This window comes from Streptomyces sp. NPDC047853 (assembly GCF_043204535.1).
GTDB lineage: Bacteria > Actinomycetota > Actinomycetes > Streptomycetales > Streptomycetaceae > Streptomyces.
The window spans coordinates 36,888-54,229 of record NZ_JBIDCI010000033.1 but is presented as its reverse complement, the minus strand read 5'-3'; the positions used below and the strand labels follow the sequence as shown (position 1 = coordinate 54,229).

Here is a 17,342-nt window from a genome sequence, read left to right as displayed (position 1 = left end):
GCCGGGAACGTCTTCGGGCTGGGCCGGCTGTGGGCGCGGCTCCCGATCGTCCGCGACCACGCGTGGCTGCGCTGAACACGACTGGTGGGGGCGGGACCACCCCAAGGACCCGCCCCACCAGCCTGTCGGCAGGGACCGTCGGCCCCACTCCGGGACCTCAGGCCCCTGCCCCGCGGGACCGCCCGAAGAGACGCTGAGAACAGAACCAATGACACAGGAGGTGGCCGGCATGGCCCGCACGATCACCGTAGGACTCGACGGCTCGTCCGAGAGCCGGGCAGCCGCAGAGTGGGCGGCCCGCGAAGCCGCGCTGCGTCAGATGCCCGTACGACTGGTCCACGTGTGGCAGCCGGTACCGGAGCCCATGACCCAGGCCCCGCTCCTCGGCGCCGAAACACACCAGCACTGGACCGAGCGCATCCCGCGGGAAGCCGCCGAGGGGCTGAGGCTTCGACACCCCGGCGTCGAGGTGACCACCGAGCAGCGGGCCGGGACCCCGGCGGAGGTGCTGCTCGAAGCCGCTCGCGACGCGGAACTGCTGGTGCTGGGATCGCGTGCCCTGAGCGGCCTCACGGGCTTCTTGATCGGGTCCGTCGGCCAGTCCGTGGTCGCACGTGCCGAGGTGCCGGTTGTTCTCGTCCGGGCCGGTGAACAGGCCGCCGACGAACACGTCAAGGACCCCACTGGCATACCGTCCGCCGCCACCGGCTTCCGGCCCGTGGTCCTGGGGCTGGACACTGACAGCCCCGACGAGACGGTCATCACCTTCGCGTTCGAGGAAGCCCGGCGCCGAGAGGCCACGCTGACCGTCGTCACGGGCTGGAGCCTGCCGCCCTACTACGTCTACAGCCTGGCCGCCGGCGTCGACCCCCGCGAGGACATCATCCGCGAGCAGGCCGCCGCCCTCACCGAAGCGCTCCGGCCGTGGCGGGAGAAGTACCCGGACGTCGAGGTGACCGAACAGTCCAGGCTCGGCAGCCCCGCCAACCACCTCGTGGACGCGGCCCACGAGGCGTCCCTCGTCGTCGTCGGCCGCCGCATCCGCCGCAGCCCGTTCGGCATGCACATCGGCGCCGTGGCCCACGCGGTCATGCACCACGCCACCACCCCCGTCGCCGTCGTCGCGCACGACTGACGCGGCCCGCCGAAGGCAAGCACAGAAGGAGCAGGACCATGAAGGCAGCGGTCGTCCGGGAGTTCGGCAAGCCCCTGGTCATCGAGGACAGGCCCGATCCGGAGCCCGGTCCGGGGCAGGTGCTCGTAGCCGTCGAGGCATCCGGCCTGTGCCACACCGACATCCACGCCGCGCACGGCGACTGGCCGGTCAAGCCCACCCCGCCGTTCGTCCCCGGGCACGAGGGCGTCGGCCTGGTCGAGAAGCTGGGCGCCGGCGTGTCCCACCTCGCCGTCGGACAACGCGTCGCCGTGCCCTGGCTCGGCAAGGCGTGCGGACGGTGCGAGCACTGCCGGTCCGGCTGGGAGACCCTGTGCGAGGACCAGGTCAACACCGGGTACGGCTGCGACGGCGGGTACGCCGAGAAGATGCTGGCCTGGGCCGACTTCGCCCAGCCGGTGCCCGAGGGCGTCAGCGCCCTCGACGCCGCCCCGCTCACCTGCGCGGGCGTCACCACCTACAAGGCGCTGAAGGTCGCGGACGTCCGGCCCGCTCAGCTCGTCGCCATCTCGGGCGTGGGCGGACTCGGGCACCTCGCGGTGCAGTACGCGAAGATCGCCGGAGCCCGGGTCGCCGCGATCGACGTCACCGACGACAAGCTGCAACTGGCCCGGGAACTCGGCGCGGACATCGTCATCGACGCCCGCACCCAGGACGTCGGCGCCGAGCTGAAACGACACGGCGGTGCGCATGCCGCCCTCGCCCTCGCGGTGAACCCGGCCGCGTTCCAGGCCGTCAACTCCGGTCTGCGGCGCGGCGGGAAACTCGTCATGGTGGCCCTGCCGGCGCACGGCACCCTCCAGGTCCCGATCTTCGACACCGTCCTCAACGGCACCTCGGTCATCGGCTCCATCGTCGGCACCCGGCAGGATCTCGCCGAGGTCTTCCAGCTCCACGCCGAGGGCCGCACGAAGGTCATCCGGGAGACCCGTCCGCTCGCCGCCGTCAACGACTGCATCGAAGAGGTCCTCGGCGGCCAGGTCAAGGCCCGGATCGTGTTCGATCTCAACGCGGGAGGCTGAGAACGATGTACCTGCCCATGGTCGTCGGAGTCGACGGCTCCGAGTCGAGCTTGCGGGCCGTCGACTGGGCGGCCGACGAGGCCGCCCTGCACGGAGTACCCCTGCGGATCGTCCACGCCTACCGCTGGGACCGCTACGAGGGCGCTTCCCTCGCCCGCGAACTCGGTAAGCCGTCCGGTCACGTCACCTCCGACGACATCCTCGTCGTCGCCACCCGCCGAGCCCGTCGTCACCATCCGGACCTCGCCGTCACCACCGCGGCGGTGGCCGAGGAACCGGAGTACGTCCTCCTGCGCGAAGCGCGCAACGCCTCCGCCGTGATCGTGGGCACCCGCGGGCGCGGCGATCTCGCCGACCTCCTGCTCGGCTCCGTCAGCCTGGCCGTGGCCACCACGGCGGACTGTCCGGTCATCGTGATCCGCGGAAACCACGACAACCGGGCCGCCGGCGGCCGGCGCGGCCGCATAGTCGTCGGCGTGGCCGACGCACCCACCGCGGCGGTGCGCTTCGCCTACGAGGAGGCCCGGCGGCGCGGCGCCGCCCTGGACGCGGTACGGGCATGGCGATGCCCCACCCACGACACGGTCGACCACCCGCTGCTCGCGGGCAGGCCCGAGCGGGTGCACGAGGAACGGGCGGCCAAGGAACTGGAGGCCGCGCTCGCCGACGCCCTGGCGGACGTACGCCTGCGCCGTCACACGGCCGAGGGACCCGCCCGCCGAGTGCTGCTGACCGCCTCGCACGAGGCGGACCTGCTGGTCCTCGGCCGACGGCGTCCAGGGCAGTTCGGGCACCGCCTCGGCCGGGTCGCCCACACGCTCCTGCACCACTCTGCCTGTCCGGTCGCGGTCGTACCCGACACGGCGTGATCGCCCGGAGGTGCCGCCCGGGACGACCGGCGGGAGACCGGGGACCGACCGGCCCTGCGGGCATCCCCGGTCGGTCCCTGGGCGCGAGCGACGTCGTGACAGACGCTCGACAGGCCAAAGGACCCGAGCGGCTCGAAGGAGAACCGTCATGAAGGACGACACGCCACACCGCCCCGCAGTCCACGCGCTGCTCACGGACGGCACCACCGTCCGTATCCGGGCCGTCGAGCCCGGGGACCACGACCAACTGGAGGGGCTCTACGCGGAGATGTCACCGGACAACCGCCGCCTGCGCTTCTTCTCAGCCGGCTCCCGATCCGCCGGCCTGGCCGCGGACACCGTGTGCGCGCCGGCCCGGCGCGGACACCGGGCCCTGCTCGCCGAACGCGCCGGACAGGTCCTCGGCCTCGTCGAGTACCACGCCGCCGCCGACGCGCCGCACACCGCCGAACTCGCCGTCGCGGTCGCCGACGGCCTGCACCACCGGGGCGTAGGAACCCTGCTCGTCGAACACCTCGTCTCGGCCGCCCGGACCGACGGCATCACCGCCTTCACCGCCGACGCCCTCAGCGACAACCACGAGATCATGCGACTTTTCGCCGACCTCGGCCTCACCGCGACCCGGCACTTCGACGGTCCCGAGGTGCACTGCGCCATCGACCTGCACGTCGACGAGACCTACCTGGCGGCCTCGGAGGCTCGGGGACGGACCGCCGACGTGGCCAGCCTGGAGCCGCTGCTGAAGCCGCGCTCCATCGCCGTCGTCGGGGCCGGCCGCCGTCCGGGCTCGGTGGGACGCGCCCTGCTGCACCACCTTCACGAGGACGGCTTCACCGGCCGCCTGTTCGCGGTCGATCCCGCCACCACCGGCACCCTCGGGGTGCCGTCCTACCCCTCTGTCGGTGCCCTTCCCGTCGTCCCTGACCTGGTCGTCGTGGCGAGCCCGGCCGGGACCGTGCCGGCCGTCGCCGAGGAGTGCGGCAAGGCGGGCGCACGCGCCCTCGTCGTGGTCTCCGCCGGACTGGACACGGAGCAGGCCGAGGCCCTGCTCACCGCCTGCCGGACCCACGGGATGCGCCTGGTCGGCCCCAACTGCCTCGGCGTGTCCAACACCGCCCCCGGGTACCGTTTCGACGCCACCTTCGCCGCCGCACACCCCCGCGCCGGGGCCGCCGGGGTCGCCGTACAGTCCGGCGGCATCGGCATCGCCCTGCTGGAGGGACTGTCCCGGCTGGGCATCGGCGTCTCCACGTTCGCCTCGCTCGGCGACAAGTACGACGTCAGCGGCAATGACCTGCTCCAGTGGTGGGAGAGCGACGGCCACACCGACCTCGCCGTGCTCCACCTGGAGTCCTTCGGCAACCCGCGGGCCTTCTCCCGCACTGCCCGGCGGGTTACCCGGCGCATGCCGGTACTGACCGTCGATGCCGGACGCACCGACGCCGGCCGCCGCGCCGCCGCCTCGCACACCGCCGCCGCGGCCACCGGGACGATGACCCGCCAGGCACTGTTCACCCAGGCCGGCGTCACCGCGACCCGCTCCGTCGGCGAGCTGCTGGAAGCGGCGGCCCTGCTGCACGCACAGCCGCTGCCGGCCGGCACCCGCGTCGCCGTGCTCACCAACGCCGGCGGCGCGGGAGTCCTGGCCGCCGACGCCTGCGCCGAAGCGGGCCTGACCCTCAACCCGCCCAGCCCCGAACTGGCCGACGACCTGCTCGCCCTGCTGCCCGCCGGCGCGAGCGCCGGCAACCCCGTGGACGCCACCGCAGCCGTGACCGAGGACGCGTTGCACACGTGCGTCGAGCGGCTCGCGGGCCACCCGGCCGTCGACGCGGTCCTGGTGGCCCTCGTCCCCACCGCGGTCGCCGCCGCGACGGGCGACGACCTGGTCCGGGCCGTCACCCGAGGGCCCGGCCGCCGGGCCAAGCCCGTCATCGTCGTACGCCTGGAACAGGACCTGCCGGTCACCCTGCTTCCCGTCACCGACGGCGAGGCGATCCCCTCGTACGCCGAACCGCAGGCGGCGGCACGGGCGCTGGCCCACGCCGCCCGACGGGCCGCCTGGCTCGCCCGGCCCGTCGGCACCGTGCTGGCTCTGGACGACATCGTCACCTCCCGCGCGAACGCCCTGGCCAACGACTTCCTCGGCCGGCGACCGGAAGGAGGCTGGCTCGACCCGCGTGCCTGCGCCGAACTCCTCTCCTGCTACGGCATCCCTCAGCTGCCCTGGGCCTGGGCCGAGACCGAGGACGACGCCGTACGCGCCGCCGAGCGCCTGCGCGGCACCGACGGCCGAGTGGTCCTCAAGGCACACTGGCCCGGACTCGTGCACAAGAGCCTCCAGCACGCCGTACACCTCGACCTGCGTGACGAGGCTCAAGTACGCACGGCCTTCGAGGACCTGCGAACCCGCTTCGAAGGACTCATGACCGGAGTCGTCGTCCAGCCACTCGCATCCCGCGGCACCGAGCTGTTCGCCGGCGTCGTCCAGGACGGCGTCTTCGGCCCCCTCGTCGTCTTCGGCCTGGGGGGCACGGCGACCGAGGTGCTCGCCGACCACGCCGCCCGCCTCGCCCCGCTCACCGGCCAGGATGTGCACGACCTGATCACCGCCCCGCGCTGCGCCCCCCTGCTCTTCGGCACGCAAGGCGGCGGCCCCGTCGACCTGGAGGGGCTGGAACAGGTACTCCACCGGCTGTCCAGGATGGCCGTGGACCTGCCGCAGCTCGCCGAAGCCGATTTCAACCCGGTCCTCGCCACACCCGGCGGGATCACCGTTCTCGACGCGCGGATACGCCTGCTGCCCCGTCGGCCGCAGGACCCCTATCTGCGCCGACTGCGCTGAGGAGGAACAGACATGAGGAACCAGAAGGTCGGCTCCGTGATGACCACCCAGGTGATCCGCGCCGAGTACGGCACCCCCTTCAAGGCCGTCGCCGGGCTGCTCTCGGAACACCGCGTCAGCGGACTGCCCGTGGTGGACGACGACCAGCACGTCATCGGTGTCGTCTCCGAGACGGACCTGATGCTCCATCAGGCCGCGACGCCGCTCGCCTACGAGCCGCCCCCGCGGTTCCGCCTCGCACGGCTGACACCGCGCGCCCGCCGGCAGGCGGCCAAGGCCCGGGCGCGCACGGCCGGCCGCCTGATGACCGCGCCCGCCGTCAGCGTGCACGCCGAGGACACCGTCGTGGAGGCCGCCCGCACCATGGTCGAGCACCGGGTGAACCGGCTCCCGGTACTCGACGAGGACGACCGCCTGGTCGGCATCGTCACCCGGCACGACCTGCTGCAGACCTTCCTGCGACCCGACGCGGAGATCCGCGAGGAAGTGATCCGCGAGGTGCTGCAACGCGGACTGTGGCTGGTCAACGGCAGCGTCGACGTCACCGTCACGGAGGGAGTCGTCACGCTGGAAGGACAGCTGGAGCGGAAGAGCGAAACCGAGATAGCGGTGGCCATGACCCGCAGGACCGACGGAGTCGTCGACGTCGTGGACAGGCTCACCCACCGCTTCGACGACATCGAGTTCCGGAACGACACGCGCGTGCCGGGCGGCGTCGCGGATGACTGGCTGCGGCGCCTGTGAGAGGAGGCGGACCACCATGGAGCAGAAGGTGCTGGTCGCCTACGGGACAGCCAACGGATCGACGCAGGAGATCGCCGAGACCGTGGCGGAGGTGCTGCGGACGACGGGGATCACGGCCGAGGTGCTGCCCGCCCGGTCGGTGACGGATCTGGACCGCTATGAGGCTGTGGTGGTCGGCGGAGCCCTGTACGCCGGGCGCTGGCACAAGGACGCCAGGCGCTTCGTACGGCGGCACCGCGGAGCTCTGGCGCACCGGCCGGTGTGGTTCTTCAGCTCCGGACCGCTCGACTCGACGGCCTCGCAGCGGGACATTCCGCCCGTTCCAGGTGTCAAGAGGGCCATGGCCAGGCTCGACGCCCGCGGGCATGTCACCTTCGGCGGTTGCCTCACCGAGGGCGCGCAAGGCCGCATCGCCCGCATGATCCTTCGCAATGGCAAGGGCGGTGACTTCCGCGACTTCGCCGCGATCGAGCACTGGGCAGCGGGCCTGGCGCAGGAACTCGGTGCCATGGCGCACCGGTGAACAACAATGGCGGTACGGCATGGCGTGCCCCCGACGTCCGGTGTCGCGGCGTCGGGGGCACGGTCATGACCACGAGCCGACGGCGTGGATGCTCAGGCGCGCCTGGCCACATGGTCGGTGAACCAGCCGGTCGTCAGCCACAGGACGTGGTGCAGGGCAGCGTCCGAGGAGACGGGATCGGCGACGCCCGGTATCTCGACTACGCGGTGGGGACAGCGCAGCCAGTCGGCGGCCAGGCGATTACGGCTGAGCAGTGGCTGGTCGAGGTCACCGGTGACCAGCAGAACGGGAATGGACACCCGTACCAGCGCGGACGGGCAGGCAAGTCCTGGCCGCCCGCTGACGGAGACCACCGCACGCAGGGTGTCGTGTTCCGCAGCGGCCTCAAGCGCTGCGGCCGCCGACGTGCCGCTGGCCGTACACCCCACGGGGAGGCTGGTGCGCTCGTGCAGCCAGTCGCAGGCCGCACCCAGGCGGCGAGCCACCATGACGACATCGAAGACGTTGCGCCTCTCTGCCGGCCGCCCTGTCTCCCACAGGCTCAGTGACAAGGTGCCCAGGCCGGCGCGGTGCAGCGCGGCGGTGAAGTCCTGCCTGGCACAGTCACCCGTGAGCAGGACCACGCCCCGGGCCGCCACGGGCACGGCCAGCCACCCGGTCAGTTCCGCCGACCCGGCGGACACCGTCACAGCGTGGTCCCGCGCAGGGTAGCGGCAGGGAGCCTGCTCGATGGCCGGTGAGTCGACGGCGGTCGTCGCGCGGACGTCATTCAGGGCGCAGTGGCCTCCCTCATGGCGGTCGCGACCGTGCGCGGGAATCACAGTGCGCTCGACATCGACGGGCCGATAGGTCGGGCCGCCCGTGGGGGTGTGGTAACGCATGCGCCGCCACCTCCTCCGTACTGCGGCGGCGTTGTGGGCTGCGCCGCCCTAGTACCAGTGCAACGCGCCGCCGCGGCCCGCACCAGAGGCGACCGGCCCTCGGGGACGAGGGCCGGTCGGGCCTTGCCGGGGGCCGAGAGGACAGGGCACGTTCCGCCCGCCGACGGTTCAGCCCGCTCTCTGGCTCCACCGCGGACCGACAAGCCGCCACTCCGCGTCCCACTGGGCCATGCGCCGTCGGTCGAGGCGCCGCCGGGCGAGGGATGCCGTACCGAAAGCGGCACCGGCGAGGACGAAGGCAGAGCCGAGACCGAGCAGCACGGACGAAACGAGGGCGTCGACCGGTCCGGCCGGCGGGGAGGCGAGCTTGTCGCGGGCGTCGACCCAGACCGTGACGTGCGCGCCGGGCCGTACCTGGCTGCTCACCAGCGTCCGGCCGATGCGGTAGGTGCCGTCCGAGTGCGGCCAGCGGACGGTCGCGGAGGTCCGGTGGGACGAGCTTTCGTCCGACGCGGGGCCGCGCACGGCGTTCGTCAGCACGACGGCCCGTACGGGGTCCAGTTCGGCACGCTCCCGGGCGAAGCCGTCTGAGCCGTCACCAGTCCGGCGACAGCTCCTCCGCCCACGATGACCGCCCACGTCACCAGCACCATCCAGGCTTCGATGACGTCGTCGTGCCGCCGCAGGGGATTGCTGCGCCAGCGCCACAGCCACTTCCGCGCAGTTCCGTACACTCCCATCAGCTCCACCTCCTCGTCCGTAGCTCCTCCGAATCTGGCAGTCGGCCCGTGCCGATGTCATGGGCCGTCCGGTGCCTCCAGAGACCGACCGGCCTGCCTCGCACGCTCGCGAAGGGATCCCCGAGAGATGCGTGTACGGGCACGTGACCGGATGAGTGGCCGGTGAGCGGACGGGACCGGCCGGCGAAGCGCGGGGGCCGTCCGGCCCAAGCCACGGCGCAGGGAGAGAGGCACGGTGGGAAGCAAGAGCCGAAAACCCGTGATGACGGCGACCCGTACCGCATCTGCTGGCGCCGTTCGCAGTCTCCCGGTTTCCGCCGCGGACAGCGAGAGGGTGAGAACACATGAAGGCATATGTCTTCCACGGCCCTGGAGAGGCCGCCTGGGAAGAGACAGCCGATCCGGTTCTGAGTGATTCCACGGACGCGATCGTGCGGGTCGATGCCGTCACCGTCTGCGGAACGGACCTGCACATCCTGAAGGGCGACGTGCCCGAGGTCCGGCCGCGGACGGTCCTCGGCCACGAGGCGGTCGGGGAGGTCGTCGAGACCGGCCGGGACGTCCGTTCGGTGCGACCGGGGGACCGGGTACTGATCTCCTGCATCAGCGCCTGCGGACGGTGCCGCTACTGTCGGGAAGCCATGTACGGGCAGTGCCGGGGCGGTGGCGGCTGGGTCCTCGGACACCTCATCGACGGCACCCAGGCCGAGTACGTACGTGTGCCGCACGCGGACTTCTCCGTGCACCCCCTGCCCGCGAACGTCACCGACCAGGACGCCGTGCTGCTGGCGGACATCTTCCCGACCGGCTACGAGGTGGGTGTGCTCAACGGCCGAGTCCGTCCCGGGGACACCGTCGTGGTGGTCGGCGCCGGCCCGGTGGGTCTGGCCGCCATCGCCACGGCCCGGCTTCTGGCACCCGAGCGGATCGTCGCCGTGGACGTGGCCACAGCCCGGTTGGAAGCCGCCCGCAAGGCCGGGGCGGACGCGGTCGCCGCTGCCCAGGAAAGCCCCGAGCAGCTGGTCGCCGACCTGACCGAAGGGCTCGGTGCGGACGTCGCCATCGAGGCGGTGGGGGTGCCCGAGACCTTCGAGATGTGCACCCGCATGGTGCGGCCCGGAGGACGCGTCGCCAACGTCGGCGTCCACGGCAAGCCCGTGACCCTGCACCTCGAAGACCTCTGGATCAAAAACGTCACCATCACCACGGGTCTGGTGGACACCCACTCCACGCCCACGCTGTTGCGGATGGCGGCCGCCGGCCGCCTGCCCGCCGCCGGGCTGGTCACCCACACCTTCCCGCTCGACCGCATGCAGGAGGCGTACGACGTCTTCGCCCGCGCCGCCGACACCGGCGCACTGAAGGTCGTGCTGGGCGGACCACGACGTGAGGTCGTCGAGGCCACCGCATAGTGAACGCGGCACCGGCGGATACGTCGGAGGGCGGGCCCACAGGGACGAGGGCCGTCCCGCGACAGATCAGGGACTGATGGCCCTCGCCGCCGGCCGCTCACGCCGTGAAGGATGGGAGTCCGCGCACCGGACGACACACGGAAAGACGACCGGCTGATGTACCGCAACGACGGATTTCGCGAACTGAACCGGCAGGAGAGCCTGAGCCGGCTGGCCACAGCGGTGGTGGGCCGCATCGTGCACACACGCGAAGCCCTGCCTGCCGTCCTGCCGGTCAACTTCCTCCTGGAGGAGAGCGGTGCCGTGCTGTTGCGCACGTCGGCCTCTTCTGAGCTGGTCCGCGCCATCGACGGCGCCGTGGTCGCCTTCGAAGCCGACGAGGTCGACGCTGCGGCGCACAGCGGCTGGAGCGTTGTCGTCACCGGCCCGGCCTCGGTGGTGACCGACCCTGACGAGCATATGCACCTGGTCCGCATCGGCCCTCGGTCGTGGGTGCCCTGGCCCGTGGAAGTCTTCGTGCGCATCGAGCCGGAACTGGTCACCGGCCGGGAGCTGGTCGGCGGGCGCACTCTTTACGGTATGGACATGCCGCCGTCGGTTTCGGCGCGGACGTCCGAACCACCGACGACGAAGGAACACTGACCCTGCGGGCCGAGGGCTGGCTCCCGGTCGAAGCACTCGCGACGCGCCTCCGAATACCCTTGATCGGAAAGCGCGTCGCGCGTCCTGCTTCGTGCCCGGCGTGTCAGTCCGCCTGACGCACCACATCGCCGTTCGACGGATCGAACTCGACACCGACCACTCCCTCGACCGCGTGGACCAGGCGGGCGGCCACGGGCACCAACGAGGTGTCCCGCATGCGGCCGCTGAGCGTCACCCTGCCGCCGGAGACGCGGACCTGGACAGGTTGCCCAGAGGCGGCGAAGAGGGGGGAGACGATCTCCTGGCGGATCTCGGCGGCGAGTTCCTCGTCGGACCGCAGGAAGACCTTCAGGAGATCGGCGCGACTGACCACGCCTTCGAGAAGCCCCTCGGCGGTTGTGACGGGCAGCCGCTTGACCTGCCGCTGTGCCATGACCCGGGCGGCTTCCGCCAGTGTGGCGTCGGCGTGGACGGTGACGGCCGGTGTACTCATCAGTTCGCCCGCGGTCAGTGCGCCCGCTTTGGCCAGGTCGGGCAGCCGCCTCAACTGCGTGAAGCGGTCAGGGTCGCTGTCGCGGAACTCTTCTTTGGGCAGCAGATCTGCCTCCGACACGACACCGACGACACGCCCCTCGCCCTCCAGCACGGGCAGGGCACTGATCTTCCACTGCTGCATGAGCTCGACGATCTCTTTGAACGAGGCGCCGCGGCCCACGGCCACGACGGTGTGCGTCATGACATCGCTCACGAGATGCGGACCATGTGACATGAGGTTCCTCCTCGATGCGCCGCGTGTGCCGACGACGGTTTCTGTAAGGCTTCGTTTTCCGGGTTCAGCAGCCGCGCTGGTCCAGGACCGAAGCGGTGGACACCCGGTGTCTCCGCGCGCCACGACCGGCTCGGCTGACGGTGCAGGGCGACGTACTCACACCCGGTGCCCGCTGCCGTAGGGCGCGTACAGATCGAGCAGGCGAATCCGCGCTGCCTGCAAGCGGTGGGCGACCACGGAGCCGACCCAGGCGGCGACGGCCCGCCCGAACTCCGGATCGCGGGCGCACAGGGCCCGCACGGCCTCCGCGTCGAATTCCCAGGCCCTCACCGGGCTCAGCGCCTGGGCGCCCAGCTGCCACTGGTACGGGGGAAAGTGCCAGGACCAGCCGAGGAGTTCCCCGTGACTCACCGACTCGATGGCGGCGGCCCGCCGGCCGGGAACCCGCGAGTCGAGCGTGACGGTGCCGCTGCGGATGACCCAGAACCGGTCGGCCGGCCGGCCCTCTTCGAACAGTCGGGTGCCCGCCTCGAAAGAGACTTCGCGGGCAGTGCGCATCAGCCGGTCTCGGTGGCCGACGGCCAGAGCCGTGGTGATGTTGTTGATCATCATCCTGTCCCCTTCGCCTCGTGTGGCTCGTAGTTCGGTGACGTGTGACCAAGCACTCGCCGTGACGGTGCGCGTCATGTCGAGCGCCCAGTCCGGCTCGAGACCGGCGAGAGCTGCCGGAGGTGTATTCCCGGCCTTCCTCAAGGCTCCTGCTTTGAGCCTGTACGACAGGCGGCTGCTGCGGCACGGGTCACCCGGGCCCCATCGCAGGGTCAAACGGCCCCCAGCGCTGGCCTGCGACGAAAAGCGCAGGCTCATGTGCCGTGAGTGTCAGGCGGCGAAGAGCAAGAAGGGCAGGACGGAGAACCACTTCTCACGGACCGAGGGACGGCAGGGCGGGTGGCCCTCTGATACGGCCCATTCGGCCCAAGCCGCCGCAGGTTGGACAGGCCGATCCTGGACACGTGGAGAACACCGCCCACACGTGCGGGAGGAAGCGATGTACGGCTCCGTATACACCGTGAGTGACGTCATGACCCGTTCCGTCGTGGCGCTGGCCGCCGGGGCGAGGTTCAAGGAAATTGTGCGGACCATGCGAACGCAGCGGATCAGTGCGCTCCCCGTCATCGACGAGAGGAACCGGGTGGTCGGCGTCGTCTCCGAGGCCGACCTGCTGCGCAAGGAGGAGTTCCGCGACAGCGACCAAGACGTGCACCCGAGGACCGGGCCCGTCCCGGCCCACGACAAGGCACGCGGGGTTACCGCGACGGATCTGATGACGTCCCCCGCCGTCACGGCGCGCCCCGACGAGACCCTGGCCGGGGCTGCCCGCGTCATGGCGCGGCGTGGAGTCAAACGCCTGCCCGTCGTCGACGCCGACGGCGTGCTGCGGGGGATCGTGAGTCGTGGCGATCTGCTCAGGGTCTTCCTCCGGCCCGACCCGGAGATCGCTGAGGAGGTCCGGCACGAGGTCGTCGGCGGCCGCCTTCCGGACGGTATCGGTCCGGTCCGGGTCGAGGTCCATGAGGGCGTGGTCACACTGGCCGGACGGGTCCGCGACACGTCGGTCGTCCCGCTGGTCGAGCGGCTGGTGCGCTCGGTCGAGGGCGTGGTCGACGTCCGCTGTGAGCTGGCCGGGTCCCGCCACCGGCCGGCGCTCGAGCCCGACCTGGCGGCCGATCGGCCGAGCGGGCCGTGACAGCGCTCCCGCGACGCGGCCCGCAGGCAGCGACGGTGGCGGCGCCAGTCGCACCCGCGGAGGCAACGGCGGCCGGGCGCCTAGCAAGGTCTCGCCCGGTGACGAACGGACTCAGGAGATGGATACCGGTGAACGTTCGACCACCATCCGACGAACACGTGATCAGTCTGGTCGGTGACGCTGTCGCCGCGCCCTCGATGCACAACGCGCAGCCGTGGCGTTTCCGCTACGTGCGTCAAACGCGTACGTTCGAGTTGTACGCCGACTTCGAGCGCGTCATGCCGTACTCCGACCCACGCGCCCGCGGCCTGCACATCGGCTGCGGCGCCGCCCTGCTGAACCTGCGGGTAGCCGTGGCCCACGACGGCTGGCACGCGGAAACGCGGCTGCTGCCCCGCCCCGAAGATCGGGCGCTCCTCGCGATAGTGCGGCTGACCGGCCCGGGAGGCGACGACAGCGACCTCGCCGCGCTGCACCCGGCCATCACCGAGCGGCACAGCAGCCGTTTCCCGTTCGAGGAAAAGCGCATCCCGGAAGACCTGCGCGGCGAGCTGGTCGAGGCCGCCCGTCGCGAAGGCGCCATCCTGACCTTCCCCGCCCCCTGGCATCTACAGCATGTGCTGGATCTCGTGCGGGAGGCCGGGGCACGCGGTCTCACCGACCGCGCGTCCGAACGGGAACTGGCGGAGTGGACCCGCACCGACGCTCCGTCGGTGAACTGTACGGACGACGGCGTCCCGGACTACGCCTTCGGCCCCGTCAGAAGCGGGGGTCGGGCGCCCCTGCGGGACTTCGCGGGCACACGCCGCGTGGCGGGGCGGGGCACCGCGGTCTTCGAAGCGGCACCCCAGCTGGCTTGCGTCAGCACGACTCACGACCGCCCGGAGGACTGGCTACGGGCCGGCCAGGCCATGGAACGTGTTCTGCTGCTGGCCACAGCCGAAGGTCTGGTCGGTTCCCTGGCCACACAGCCCCTTGAACGGCCCGACCTGCGATGGCTCTTGCGCGATCCGGTGACCGGTGCCGGCCACCCGCAGATGCTGCTACGACTGGGATACGGCCCCAAAGGACCTCGGACGCCCCGGCGGCCGGTGTCGGATGTGCTCGACGTGCAACCCCGGGCACTCCAAGGAGAGGCGCGATCGGAGACCGACGACGACTTTGGCCGGCGAGGGCCGATGCGCTGAATCCGAGGGCCGTCCGCTTCTTGCGTTCCCTCGTCGCACGGTGCGTGGTCTCGCTAACTCCTCCGCAGGCCGCTCTTGCATCCGGCGCATCTTCACAGTCGGTGGTGCCCTACGGGACGCTGTAGCCGTCGTCCGACTCGTCATGCGGACTTCGTGGCGGTGCTGCCGCACGCGGACGAGAGCAACGCCGTTCGTCTCGCGCCGTCAGCCGCCATCCCGCCTCCCCCTCCCCGCGAACGGGTCGGGGAGGCGAAAGGCATGTTCAGCTGGGCGAAGGCACGTTGCCTACGGCGGCGTGGTCGAAATGGTCGACTGACAGGAGGGTGTGGTGACCGCACACTCTCCGGCGGCTAGGCCGGGGACCATCGTCTGGGCGGTATCGGGCGCAACATAGACGTTGATCGCCGGTTGGCCAGACCGGCGAGAATGGCGACCCTTGAGGGAGTTCATGTTCACTGGGTGGTGAACGCCGGTACCAGCGAGGCGGACTCCCACTGCGAGTAGTAGGGGACGGGGTGGAGGATCACCGGGACGCTCATGCGTCCCAATCTTTCCTACGGGAGATACCCGGGTTTGGTGAACGCGGTCCTGACGAGGTGTTGCATCAGGTCGGGGTACGGGATGCCCCCGGCGCGCGCCATGGTGGCGAGGCTGCCGTACTCGGACAGGCCGGGCAGCGTGTTGACTTCCAGCACCGTGGTGCGGTGGTGGAAGCTGGCCAGGAAGTCGACGCGGAGCACACCGTGCGCGCCGAGGAGGTCGAACGCGCGGCGGGCGAGCGTCTGCAGGTTCTGGGTGGTCGTGTCCGGCAGGATCGACGGGCGGCGCTCGACGCGCAGGTCGGGGATGTGCTTGGCCTCGTGGTCGTAGAAGTCGTTCTTCGGCTCGATGTCGTGTACGGGGAGCGTCACCAGATGTCCTTCGACCTCGATCAAGCCGACCGTGCAGGGGATGCCTTGCACGCATTCCTCGACCATGTACTCGCAGTACGGGTCGTCCTTGGTGGCCTCGATCATCGTCCGCAGCTGTGCTTCGTCGTGTGCGATGCCGGCGGCGAGGCTGCCGCCGCCGGAGGACGGCTTGACGAAGGCGGGGAAGCCGAGGGAGTTCCGCACGGCCGCCAGCGTCGACTCGATGGAGGTCTTCGGGTCGATCACGATCCAGGCCGGGGTCTCGATGCCGGCCTGGAGGAGGAGTTTCTTGAAGGTCGGGTTGTGCATGCCGAGGGCGGATGCCAGGACACCGGAGCCGGTGTAGGGGATGCCGCGGATTTCCAGGGCGCCCTGGATCTTGCCGTCTTCTCCGCCCAGGCCGTGCAGGCCCAGGAGGGCGACGTCGAACCGGTTGCGGAGGCTGGACAGAGGGGTGTCCGCGAGGTCGATCAGGTCGGTGGTGAGGCCTGCGTGGGTGAGAGCCTTGGCTGCTTGCTCGCCGGAGGCGAGGGAACCGGGCCGTTCGGGGGAGTTGCCTGCGCACAGGACACCGATCCGTAAGGTGGTGATGTCCGGCACCGTTGGCGCTGTCACGTCGTTCTCCTTTGCACGCGAGAGTGAAGCGGTGGTGGACCGGCGCGGCGGCTGCTTCTTGGCGGGGGCTGGCCGTCGCGTCGGCGCCGTAGTGGTGGAGGGTCTACAGCGTGGCCGTCCACGGTCCGCGGGCCAGGGTGGTGGTCCCGTCGGGGGCGATGGTGACGCTGGCGCCGTAGACGGGCAGGGCGCCTTCCCGGTTGAGGCGGTTGCGGATCCTCTCCAGGTTCTCCCACAGCCGTCGTGGGCCGCTCTGGTGCACGGTCGGCGCGTTGAGGTGCCCGGTGGTTGTGGCGCGGGCCCAGGAACCGTCGGGGTGCAGCAGCCACACCGTGCGGGTGTCGCCGTCCTCCTGTTTGCGGTACTCGATACCGGGGAGCTGCAGCTCGAGCATCGACATGACGTCCCAGGCGTCGGGTGGGTAGAGCAGTGGGTAGCGGCTGGTTGCGATGTCCTGGCCGTCGTCTTCGGCGGCGCTTTCCCACAGGTTGTCGGCCGGCTTGGGGTAGTCGTGGCTGTGTCGGGTGCGCATGAAGCCGGCACGGTCCCATTCGATGCGGCCCATGGCCCCGCCGTCGGCGGTCTTGTCGGCGGTGAGGATCAGACCGGTGCCGGCGATCGTGGTGACGAGCCGGCCGCCGGTGCGCAGCGCTGTCAGCCAGGAGGCAGGTATGGGGCGCACCGACACGGTGGAGATGATGCGGTCGAACTTTCCGGGCAGGAGGGGGCCTGTGATGTCGCAGACCTCCAGCCGGGGGGTTTCGCCGAGGAGCAGGAGGCGTTCTTCGGCGAGGCTGACGAGGTGCTCGTCGATGTCGATGCTCGTGACGTGGTCGCTGCCGAGTCGTGTGCAGGCCAGGGCTGTGCCGTAGCCTGATCCGGTCGTGACGAGGACCTGGTTGCCCTCGTCGATCATGGCGTGCCGGTACATCTGGACGACGAGGCTGGGCAGCGTCGACGACGAGGTCGGCGTACCGCTGTTGTGGACCTTGTCGATTCCGGCCGTGTCGGCGTGGCAGGCGCCGACCTGTGTCACGAGGGTCTTGTCCTGGTACGCCTCCTCGAGCCAGAGGCTGGCGTCTTCGAGGCCGGTGCGCAGGCGCCATACGCCACCGTCCGGCTCCCACCACCGGGGCACGAACTGGTGCCGGGGCACACTGGCCACGGCCGTATGCCAGCGTGATTCCGGCCGGGCGACCTGGTGGGCCAGGCGCCGGGCGTGCGGCAGCCACTTCACGGTCATCGGGTCTTCGCCCCTCTC

17 protein-coding genes are annotated in these 17,342 nt (G+C 71.2%); 10 read left to right on the top strand and 7 right to left on the bottom strand.

The window, feature by feature from the left end:
- Positions 1-229 precede the first annotated feature (229 nt).
- The 6 genes from ACGF5T_RS34910 to ACGF5T_RS34885 all read left to right on the top strand — a co-directional run bounded on the left by ACGF5T_RS34910 (position 230) and on the right by ACGF5T_RS34885 (position 7,177).
- Positions 230-1,135: a universal stress protein gene (locus tag ACGF5T_RS34910; RefSeq protein WP_366768975.1), complete on the top strand. Its 906-nt coding sequence runs from the start codon at positions 230-232 to the stop codon at positions 1,133-1,135.
- 38 nt (positions 1,136-1,173) lie between these two features.
- Entirely contained in the window at positions 1,174-2,196 is a 1,023-nt protein-coding gene (adhP, locus tag ACGF5T_RS34905; protein ID WP_366768974.1) for an alcohol dehydrogenase AdhP, read from the top strand.
- Between the two features lie 5 nt (positions 2,197-2,201).
- Positions 2,202-3,065, top strand: a complete 864-nt coding sequence (locus ACGF5T_RS34900; RefSeq protein ID WP_366768973.1) for a universal stress protein — start codon at positions 2,202-2,204, stop codon at positions 3,063-3,065.
- 148 nt (positions 3,066-3,213) lie between these two features.
- Complete coding sequence (locus ACGF5T_RS34895; protein WP_366768972.1) at positions 3,214-5,910, top strand: GNAT family N-acetyltransferase; 2,697 nt, start codon at positions 3,214-3,216, stop codon at positions 5,908-5,910.
- Positions 5,911-5,922: 12 nt separating this feature from the next.
- Positions 5,923-6,654: a CBS domain-containing protein gene (locus ACGF5T_RS34890; protein ID WP_366768971.1), complete on the top strand. Its 732-nt coding sequence runs from the start codon at positions 5,923-5,925 to the stop codon at positions 6,652-6,654.
- Between the two features lie 16 nt (positions 6,655-6,670).
- Positions 6,671-7,177 (top strand): flavodoxin domain-containing protein, encoded by a 507-nt coding sequence (locus tag ACGF5T_RS34885; protein ID WP_366768970.1) that lies wholly within the window; start codon positions 6,671-6,673, stop codon positions 7,175-7,177.
- Positions 7,178-7,269: 92 nt separating this feature from the next.
- Here the strand turns inward: ACGF5T_RS34885 and ACGF5T_RS34880 are convergent, their stop codons facing one another.
- The 3 genes from ACGF5T_RS34880 to ACGF5T_RS34870 form a co-directional block, all read right to left on the bottom strand.
- Positions 7,270-8,058, bottom strand: a complete 789-nt coding sequence (locus ACGF5T_RS34880; protein ID WP_366768969.1) for an alpha/beta hydrolase — start codon at positions 8,056-8,058, stop codon at positions 7,270-7,272.
- A 168-nt stretch (positions 8,059-8,226) separates the two neighbouring features.
- Entirely contained in the window at positions 8,227-8,598 is a 372-nt protein-coding gene (locus ACGF5T_RS34875; protein ID WP_366768968.1) for a hypothetical protein, read from the bottom strand.
- The gene (locus ACGF5T_RS34870) at positions 8,592-8,798 is read right to left on the bottom strand and encodes a hypothetical protein (RefSeq protein WP_366768967.1); all 207 of its coding nucleotides are present in this window, start codon (positions 8,796-8,798) and stop codon (positions 8,592-8,594) included. Before ACGF5T_RS34870 ends, ACGF5T_RS34875 begins: the two co-directional genes overlap by 7 nt.
- 344 nt (positions 8,799-9,142) lie before the next feature.
- Here ACGF5T_RS34870 and ACGF5T_RS34865 point away from each other — a divergent pair, with 344 nt between their 5' ends.
- Both ACGF5T_RS34865 and ACGF5T_RS34860 read left to right on the top strand, forming a co-directional pair.
- On the top strand, positions 9,143-10,210 hold the full coding sequence (locus ACGF5T_RS34865; RefSeq protein WP_366768966.1) for an alcohol dehydrogenase catalytic domain-containing protein: 1,068 nt from the start codon (positions 9,143-9,145) through the stop codon (positions 10,208-10,210).
- A gap of 156 nt (positions 10,211-10,366) precedes the next feature.
- Complete coding sequence (locus tag ACGF5T_RS34860; RefSeq protein WP_366768965.1) at positions 10,367-10,852, top strand: pyridoxamine 5'-phosphate oxidase family protein; 486 nt, start codon at positions 10,367-10,369, stop codon at positions 10,850-10,852.
- A gap of 103 nt (positions 10,853-10,955) precedes the next feature.
- Here ACGF5T_RS34860 and ACGF5T_RS34855 read toward each other — a convergent pair whose 3' ends face one another.
- Positions 10,956-11,621 carry a CBS domain-containing protein gene (locus ACGF5T_RS34855; RefSeq protein WP_366768964.1) on the bottom strand — a complete coding sequence of 222 codons (666 nt, stop codon included), beginning with the start codon at positions 11,619-11,621 and terminating at the stop codon, positions 10,956-10,958.
- Between the two features lie 156 nt (positions 11,622-11,777).
- On the bottom strand, positions 11,778-12,233 hold the full coding sequence (locus ACGF5T_RS34850; protein WP_366768963.1) for a cyclic nucleotide-binding domain-containing protein: 456 nt from the start codon (positions 12,231-12,233) through the stop codon (positions 11,778-11,780).
- 436 nt (positions 12,234-12,669) lie between these two features.
- Here ACGF5T_RS34850 and ACGF5T_RS34845 point away from each other — a divergent pair, with 436 nt between their 5' ends.
- Entirely contained in the window at positions 12,670-13,368 is a 699-nt protein-coding gene (locus ACGF5T_RS34845) for a CBS domain-containing protein (RefSeq protein WP_366768962.1), read from the top strand.
- Between the two features lie 128 nt (positions 13,369-13,496).
- Positions 13,497-14,555, top strand: coding sequence for an Acg family FMN-binding oxidoreductase (locus ACGF5T_RS34840; RefSeq protein WP_392890269.1), 1,059 nt, complete (start codon positions 13,497-13,499; stop codon positions 14,553-14,555).
- A 554-nt stretch (positions 14,556-15,109) separates the two neighbouring features.
- Here the strand turns inward: ACGF5T_RS34840 and ACGF5T_RS34835 are convergent.
- Complete coding sequence (locus ACGF5T_RS34835; protein WP_366768961.1) at positions 15,110-16,081, bottom strand: D-alanine--D-alanine ligase; 972 nt, start codon at positions 16,079-16,081, stop codon at positions 15,110-15,112.
- 103 nt (positions 16,082-16,184) lie between these two features.
- Positions 16,185-17,324: a protein-L-isoaspartate(D-aspartate) O-methyltransferase gene (locus ACGF5T_RS34830; RefSeq protein ID WP_366768960.1), complete on the bottom strand. Its 1,140-nt coding sequence runs from the start codon at positions 17,322-17,324 to the stop codon at positions 16,185-16,187.
- Positions 17,325-17,342 lie beyond the last annotated feature (18 nt).

Bases quoted from the DNA above. Each gene is read 5' to 3' on its own strand.
- ACGF5T_RS34895 (WP_366768972.1), top strand. From the start codon at position 3,214: ATGAAGGACGACACGCCACACCGCCCCGCAGTCCACGCGCTGCTCACG.
- ACGF5T_RS34855 (WP_366768964.1), bottom strand. From the start codon at position 11,621: ATGTCACATGGTCCGCATCTCGTGAGCGATGTCATGACGCACACCGTC.
- ACGF5T_RS34885 (WP_366768970.1), top strand. From the start codon at position 6,671: ATGGAGCAGAAGGTGCTGGTCGCCTACGGGACAGCCAACGGATCGACG.
- ACGF5T_RS34880 (WP_366768969.1), bottom strand. From the start codon at position 8,058: ATGCGTTACCACACCCCCACGGGCGGCCCGACCTATCGGCCCGTCGAT.
- ACGF5T_RS34830 (WP_366768960.1), bottom strand. From the start codon at position 17,324: ATGACCGTGAAGTGGCTGCCGCACGCCCGGCGCCTGGCCCACCAGGTC.
- ACGF5T_RS34850 (WP_366768963.1), bottom strand. From the start codon at position 12,233: ATGATGATCAACAACATCACCACGGCTCTGGCCGTCGGCCACCGAGAC.
- ACGF5T_RS34865 (WP_366768966.1), top strand. From the start codon at position 9,143: ATGAAGGCATATGTCTTCCACGGCCCTGGAGAGGCCGCCTGGGAAGAG.
- ACGF5T_RS34900 (WP_366768973.1), top strand. From the start codon at position 2,202: ATGTACCTGCCCATGGTCGTCGGAGTCGACGGCTCCGAGTCGAGCTTG.
- ACGF5T_RS34910 (WP_366768975.1), top strand. From the start codon at position 230: ATGGCCCGCACGATCACCGTAGGACTCGACGGCTCGTCCGAGAGCCGG.
- adhP (WP_366768974.1), top strand. From the start codon at position 1,174: ATGAAGGCAGCGGTCGTCCGGGAGTTCGGCAAGCCCCTGGTCATCGAG.
- ACGF5T_RS34860 (WP_366768965.1), top strand. From the start codon at position 10,367: ATGTACCGCAACGACGGATTTCGCGAACTGAACCGGCAGGAGAGCCTG.
- ACGF5T_RS34890 (WP_366768971.1), top strand. From the start codon at position 5,923: ATGAGGAACCAGAAGGTCGGCTCCGTGATGACCACCCAGGTGATCCGC.
- ACGF5T_RS34845 (WP_366768962.1), top strand. From the start codon at position 12,670: ATGTACGGCTCCGTATACACCGTGAGTGACGTCATGACCCGTTCCGTC.
- ACGF5T_RS34870 (WP_366768967.1), bottom strand. From the start codon at position 8,798: ATGGGAGTGTACGGAACTGCGCGGAAGTGGCTGTGGCGCTGGCGCAGC.